Genomic DNA, 7,275 nt, shown 5'->3' on the forward strand with positions numbered 1-7,275 from the left:
CAAAGAGTCAGGCGTTTTCTACTATTTCAAAACCAGGAAAAATTAATCCCCGCGAGACACCAAATTCGAGTCAATTTTAGCAGCCACAACAGGTTGCACATGACTCAATGCCGACTGCAACATGGGAGTTTTGGTAATAGCATCATTAGCCAAATTAAACAAAGGATTCGACAAAATTCCCGCCAATGTTGTCGCCACCAAAGTGAGTACAACGCTGACTTGCAAAGGGCGCATTCCCTGAAGGTTCCAGCGAATTTCGGGATAATTTTTCACCGCGTCTGACATTTCTTGAGGTTCTTTTACAACCATCATCTTGACAACACGGATGTAGTAGTAAATCGAAACTACGCTGGTAATTAATCCCAGAATAACTAAGCCGTAAAGTCCTGCTTGCCAGCCCGCCCAGAACAGATAGATTTTGCCGAAAAATCCAGCCAGGGGCGGAATTCCACCGAGAGAAAGCAGGCAAATACTTAAGGCTAAAGTTAACAGCGGATCTTTTTGGTACAAACCTGAGTATTCGCTAATTTGGTCGGTTCCCGTCCGCAGCGAGAACAGGATGATGCAGGCGAAAGCACCCAAGTTCATAAACAGGTAAACCAACATATAAAATATCATGCTGGAGTAACCGGCTTCTGTTCCTGCAATCAAACCCAGCATTACAAAACCGGCTTGGGCGATCGACGAATAAGCCAAAAGCCGCTTCATGCTAGTCTGGGCGAGGGCAACCACATTTCCCAACACCATGCTGAGAATGGCTAAGGCCGTGAACACGAACTGCCACTGTTCGATAAGTGCGGGGAAAGCAGTTGTTAACAAGCGGATTGCTAGGGCAAAACCTGCTGCTTTGGAACCGACAGAAAGAAAGGCAACAACGGGTGTAGGAGAACCTTCGTAAACGTCAGGAGTCCACTGGTGAAAGGGAACTGCAGAGATTTTGAAGGCGATTCCGGCGATCGCAAAAACCAAAGCAATCACCAAACCGAGAGATTGACCTTCATTCACCGTAGAAAGGTTAGCCGCGATCGCACTCAGCTTAGTTTCGCCACCAGACAAGCCGTACAGCAGCGACAGCCCGTAGAGAAACACCGCCGAAGAAGACGACCCAATTAACAAATATTTCAAAGCAGCTTCATTGGAACGCGGGTCGCGTTTTGTGTAACCCGTCAGCAAATAAGACGAGATACTCAGAGTTTCCAACGAAATAAAAATCATCACCAATTCATCAGCGCCGCTGAGGAACATTCCCCCCAAAGTAGCGGTCAGCAAAATGCCGATAAATTCCGCTAAAGCGGTACCCGTTTGCAGTACATAGCGGACGGATATCAAAATAGTGACAGCCGTACTCAAAGCGATAATTCCGCGAAACACTAAACTCAAGGCATCGCTGTTAAAACCGCCCAGAAACGAGATGGTATCCGTGTTATCCCACTGCAAACACAAGGCAGCGACGGCGGCCAGCAAACCCGCAACGGCAACGTAGGGAGTCCAACCCGAGGAACTGCGGCCTACGATTAAATCGCCGACGAGAACCACCAAGAGGGTGATGATGACAATTCCCTCTGGCAAGATAGTTCCAGCATTTAGCTGGGCAGCAAGAGTAGCAAAATCCATATTTTCAGGCAGGTTGGGTAGTACAAGCCGCAAAGGCTGTAATGGGCTGTGAACTTGTAAAAATTCTTTACCAAACACAGATTGTAGCGGATTACAGCTTCGCGATCCCACTTGGGCGGGTGTTTGTTGCCGGAGAGTCGGCGGGGAGTCGGCGGGGAGTCGGCGGGGAGTCGGCGGTTGAAACCGCGTCTATACAAACAATGTCTGCCTCCGCAGACTGAAGAATTTAGAGGAATATCATGTCCTAAGAGAACTACCACAATCAGATGGGTTCGATCGTTTGGACTTTACTCAACCGTTATCGATATAGAATTACTGTACATAGATGGTTAACACAATATAGTGCTCGCCGTCTGTCAGATAAGTGATGCCCAATAATAAAAATGTAGGCACACTATCTATTAACTTTAATCTATCTTACGTTTTTTTAGGTGGAGCTACTTAGAAGATGGTTTGGGAACTGCAACGGTGGTAACACGGACATTCGGATCGAGGGCGTCACCTTGAGAGTAAATATAATCAAATGCCGATCGATCTTTAAGCATATTTGCCCGCAAAAACAGGGCGCTCCAACGGGCGATCGTTTCAATACCCACGGCTCGCTCTAAGGTAGCAGTATTGCGATCGGGCATCGCACCAGCGGGGTTATTAACATTGGTAATGCCGAAGTGATTTGCACCCATAACAGTAATCAAAGCTTTGGGTGGTGTTTGAATTTGGTCAAAGGTGCTTTGAGCTCGATCGGGCAGGGCGACACCATCGATAGATCCTTGAATCAACGCCACTGCAATGCCATCATTAGCGATGGGTACAAATTCATTAGCAATGGGATTCCGCAGGTTAGCTCCAAAAAATGCACCCGCTAATAGTTCTTTCGGGCGCGTAAATGGCTCTTGACACAAATACAATTCTGGGAGACATTTGTTAGCAATAACGGATAACCCCACTGCACCACCAAAAGAATGACCCAATAAACCAAGGCGCTGCGTATCGATAACAGACGCGATCGGAGATGTGGGCTTTGTGTTTTCGATCGCCATTTGAGACAAAACCGCCGCAATTTGCGAAGTTTCCGACGCCAAATTAGGCGGTGAAGTGGGATTGAAGGGCGAAGGGCGCAAATGATTCGGAACAACTACCACAAAGCCGTACCGCGCCACATGGCTAGCGTAATCTGAATAAAATGATTTATCTACAAGCGCACCTTGCAATAACAGTACAATGGGGAAAGAGTAATTACCCGAATTAAGATCGGATGGTTTAGGATAATAAATATCAGCTAAATCGTTATTAGCAGATATAGTCGTACTGTAAAAGCTAGTTTCTTTAAATGGCGGTGCATAATCGATTGTTGTGGCAAGGACTTTGCCCCCAAGGACAACCAACGCAGCAATTGCACAAACAATTGCTAGGGTTTTTACGGAAAAAAGATCGGGGTTTAAATTCATCATTATTTTGGGTTTGAGAGTGCGTGCATAAGCTACTAAAAAAAAGCAATTTGGCGACTTGCCATTAAGGGAAATTTGTGTAAAGATTGCAAATCATAATGATATCATGTCCCCTCGACCGCAATTTTTGTAGGGGCGGGTTCACCCACAATACCTGCCAATAATTGACAATCTCAAAAACCCGCCCCGACCGGGATATTATGGTTAATCGATCGGGCATGATATGACTCCTAAATAAACACGATTCACGATTTTAGACCCTTTTTGACTACTTTTATTTTAGCGTGGATTATACCCCGACCAAATCTGCTTTAAAAAAAACCTTTTTTAGAGTGGTAAATCGGAATTTCGACGGCTAATGTCGCCCCTTGATCCGGTATCGAAAAACAACGGAGTTGCCCCCCGTGGTTGTCCACTACAATAGTATAGCTAATCGATAACCCCAACCCCTTTCCTTGACCCACTTTCTTCGTTGTAAAAAATGGCTCAAATATGCGTTGTTGAATATCTTCGGTTATGCCGGGCCCATTATCAGTAATATAAATACCCACTTGAAAGTCGGAGAGTAATTTCGTGCAAATAGTAATAGTAGGGATTGGGCTGGTATCATCTACATCATTTGCCAAACATTTTTGGGATTGCAACGCCTCAATCGCATTAGTCAGAACATTCATAAAAACCTGATTAATTTGCCCTGCGTAGCATTCTATCTTTGGCAGATCCTCATACTCTTTTACCACTTTAATTATCGTTTGGTCTGCTTCATCTTTCAGCCGATGCTGCAAAATCATCAGCGTACTTTCAAGCCCTTCATGGATATCTACCGCTTTCAACTCAGCTTCATCGAGGCGGGAAAAATTCCGTAGCGAGTGCACTATTTCTCCGATTCGGTCAGCTCCTATGCTCATAGAAGCAATTAGCTTCGGCAAGTCATTCCTGAGAAAAGTGAAATCGATTGCCTCCAGTTGTTCCTGGATAGCTGCTGTGGGATTGGGGAAATCTTCTGCGTAGAGTTGCACCAGCCTCAGCAAATCTTCAGTGTACTCCCTTACGGGCGAGAGGTTCCCTTTAATGAAGCTAATCGGATTGTTAATTTCGTGAGCTACTCCTGCTACAACATTCCCCAAACTTGACATTTTCTCGCTTTGGATGAGTTGAGCTTGTGCATTTTGTAACTGTTGTAGAGCCAGCTCTAGTTCTTGGGCTTTCTCTCGCTCTTTAGCCTCTGACTCCTGCAATCGCGCATTTTGCTCGTGCAATTTTTTTTGCAAACGCTGAAGAGTTAGTTGATTTTCGACACGAGCTAAAACTTCTTCTAAATGAAATGGCTTGGTGATGTAATCTACTCCTCCAACAGCAAAGGCTGTGACTTTATCCAACACTTGATCTAGGGCGCTCAAGAAAATAACTGGAATACCCGAAGTTCTGCCATCCGCTTTTAAATGTTGGCAAACTTCGTAGCCATTCATCTGGGGCATCGTGATGTCGAGCAAAATTAAATCTGGTGGGGTTGAACGTGCTGCTTTTAATGCCATTTCCCCGTTTATTACGCCCCGAACTTTATATCCTTTGTCGCTCAACATAGTGGATAAAAGACGCAGGTTGTCTGGGGTATCGTCCACCACTAAAAGATTTGCAACATGAGATTCTAATTGCTGGCTGTTCATGGAATATTTTCTTCAGTTAAGTTAGTAATTTTATCAAAACGAAAGTTGTTAGCCCAATCAGCGATAGCCTCCGCAAAAGAAGTATTAGATTCAGGAATTGCGGCGACCAAACTTAAAATCAGCTCTGCATCAGCATCGATAGCTGCTTGATGTAACTGTATCACCCACTCCGCAGGCATTGTCCCCAAAGTTGTCCTTAAATTTTCAGTTTTTTCCCCTTCTTTTACACTCAAGTCTTGACCCTCAAGCTGAGATAATGTAAAGTTCGGTAAATCTTCATAGATATACTGTACCCCTAAATGTTCAGCCATTTTGGCAAAAATAACTTCTTCTTGGAAAGGCTTGCTCACAAAATCGTCACAGCCTGATGATAAAACAATGGCTCGCTCCTCCTCAAAAGCGCTAGCGGTCAACGCAACAATCGAGGTAGCCTCATCTTGAATCTTGGCTTTAATTTGTCTGGTGGCCTCATACCCATCTATCACAGGCATTTGCATATCCATCCAAATTAGGTGGGGTTTCCAAGTTTCCCAGATTGTAATAGCTTCTTGACCATTTACTGCTTCGCGTACCTCCAAGCCAAGCGGTTCGAGAACATTAACCAATAGCAAACGGCTCTCCCATTTATCATCAACCACCAAGATGCGATACGAGGGTTGGTTGGGTTCTAAACCAATTACCCGCCTTCTTGATTGTCGAGGTTGAATTTCAGCCATATCAGGGGAGCTAATTTGGATATCAAAACTAAAAGTTGTTCCTCGATTCAAGGTACTGCTGACGGTAATGTCTCCTCCCATCAGTTGTACGAATTGTCTGCTGATGGGTAAACCCAAGCCTGTTCCTTCTTGAGATTTCCGACCTGCGTCAGTTTGCACAAAAGCCTTAAATAGAGAATCTAGCTCAGTAGGAGCAATGCCGTAACCAGTGTCTTCCACTTCAAACGTAAGAGTCCGTGGTTCGTTGTCTATGGGGGACTTTTGTTTCGCACTAATTGCTGCAACCCGAAGCGTTACACTTCCCTTTGTAGTAAACTTTATCGCATTTCCTAGCAGATTAATCAAAACTTGACGCAATTTACTTTCGTCAGTTTTTACATACTGAGGAATGTTAGAACTGATGTGCCAACTGAGCTGTAAACCTTTAGAATCAGCTTTGAGTTTGAGCATTTCTTCGAGAGAATGGAGCAAATGATACAGGTCAAAGCTAGTAGGATTTAAGGTAATCCGACCTGCCTCGATTTTAGACATTTCCAGCACGTCATTAATCAGCGTCAGCAAATGCTCGCCAGAACGACTAATGATGCCAATCTGTCCCTGCTGTATGTGAGAAAGGGATGAGTCGCGGGCTAACACTTGGGTAAAGCCGAGAATTGCATTGAGGGGAGTTCGCAATTCGTGACTCATTTTTGATAAAAATTCGCTTTTAGCCTTGTTAGCCGCATCTGCTACTTCTTTGGCTTGTTGTAAGGCTGCCTCTGCTTTTTTACTTTCCGTAATATCGCTTGCTGTGCCAGTTATTCCTAGAATATTTCCCTCGGAATCCCGCACTACAATTGAATTAAGCCGGAGATTGATAGGTCTGCTGTCTTTAGCTAAGTGTATAGTTTCATACTGAAAGACGGACTCTCCGTTCAGCATACGTTGGAATATCTCGTGATCTTTGGGAAGTTGTTGAGGTGGTTTGAAATCAGTGAATTTTCGCCCTATCATTTCTTCAGGGCAGTAGCCAAAAATCTGTTGGACGGCAGCGTTGACGAAGGTATAACGCCCTTCAGCATCAACTGACCAAATCATATCCTGCGATGTTTCAACTAAGTCACGGTATTTAGCCTCGCTTTCTTTGAGCGCTTCTTCTACCCTTTGACGATCGGTAATGTCGTTAGTGACTAAGAGAATACACGCTTCTCCACCCAGCTCAATAATATCTGCTGATACCAGCATCTTCCTCACCTCGCCTGCGGAAGTACGGCAATCGAATTCCTGATTGCGAAGCACTCCTGATTCTTGCAATAGCTGTTTGTATCTGTCACATTCTTCTAAATTAACCCAAAAATTCAACTCACTTGCTGTAAAACCAATTACCTGTTCGCGAGAGTAACTAAAAGTGCTGAGGAAACTGTCGTTCACTTCGATGTAGCGTCCATCTGCAAACCGGGCGATCGCGATCGGGTTAGGACTGGAACGAAAGGCTTTAGAAAACTTTTCCTCAGACTTGCCCAAGGCTCTTTCTGTCTGCATCCTAACAGCGATTTCCTGTTGCAATTCTTGCGTTCTTTCTATAACCTTACGTTCCAGCGTTCGCGAGTATTCCCCTAATTGATCGTAAAGTTGAGCATTCTCAATGGAAATAGCAATTTGGGCAGATAAAAGTTTTAACAATTCTAGGCGATCGGTAGTAAAAGCCCCTTCAGTCAGGTTATTTTCCAAATAAAGAATGCCAGTCAGCTTACCTTGGTGCAGCAGAGGAGTACAAAGAATAGACTTCGGTTGAGTGGCTGCAATATAAGGATCGCGGGTAAATTGTCCCTCTTGGGCCGCATTATTTAA

At 44.6% G+C, this 7,275-nt stretch carries 4 protein-coding genes; all 4 read right to left on the reverse strand.

Features of this window, described 5'->3' with window-relative positions; genetic code table 11:
• Positions 1–42 precede the first annotated feature (42 nt).
• Positions 43–1,614: an NAD(P)H-quinone oxidoreductase subunit N gene (locus tag QUB35_RS27760; protein WP_333144855.1), complete on the reverse strand. Its 1,572-nt coding sequence runs from the start codon at positions 1,612–1,614 to the stop codon at positions 43–45.
• Positions 1,615–2,051: 437 nt separating this feature from the next.
• Positions 2,052–3,065 (reverse strand): poly(ethylene terephthalate) hydrolase family protein, encoded by a 1,014-nt coding sequence (locus QUB35_RS27765; RefSeq protein WP_333144851.1) that lies wholly within the window; start codon positions 3,063–3,065, stop codon positions 2,052–2,054.
• Between the two features lie 308 nt (positions 3,066–3,373).
• The gene (locus tag QUB35_RS27770) at positions 3,374–4,729 is read right to left on the reverse strand and encodes a response regulator (RefSeq protein WP_333144852.1); all 1,356 of its coding nucleotides are present in this window, start codon (positions 4,727–4,729) and stop codon (positions 3,374–3,376) included.
• A partial coding sequence (locus QUB35_RS27775; protein WP_333144853.1) for a PAS domain S-box protein occupies positions 4,726–7,275 on the reverse strand: 2,550 nt, incomplete at its 5' end. The genes QUB35_RS27770 and QUB35_RS27775, both read right to left, overlap by 4 nt.

The organism is Microcoleus sp. B13-B6 (assembly GCF_036705405.1).
In the GTDB taxonomy this organism is placed as follows: Bacteria; Cyanobacteriota; Cyanobacteriia; order Cyanobacteriales; family Microcoleaceae; genus Microcoleus.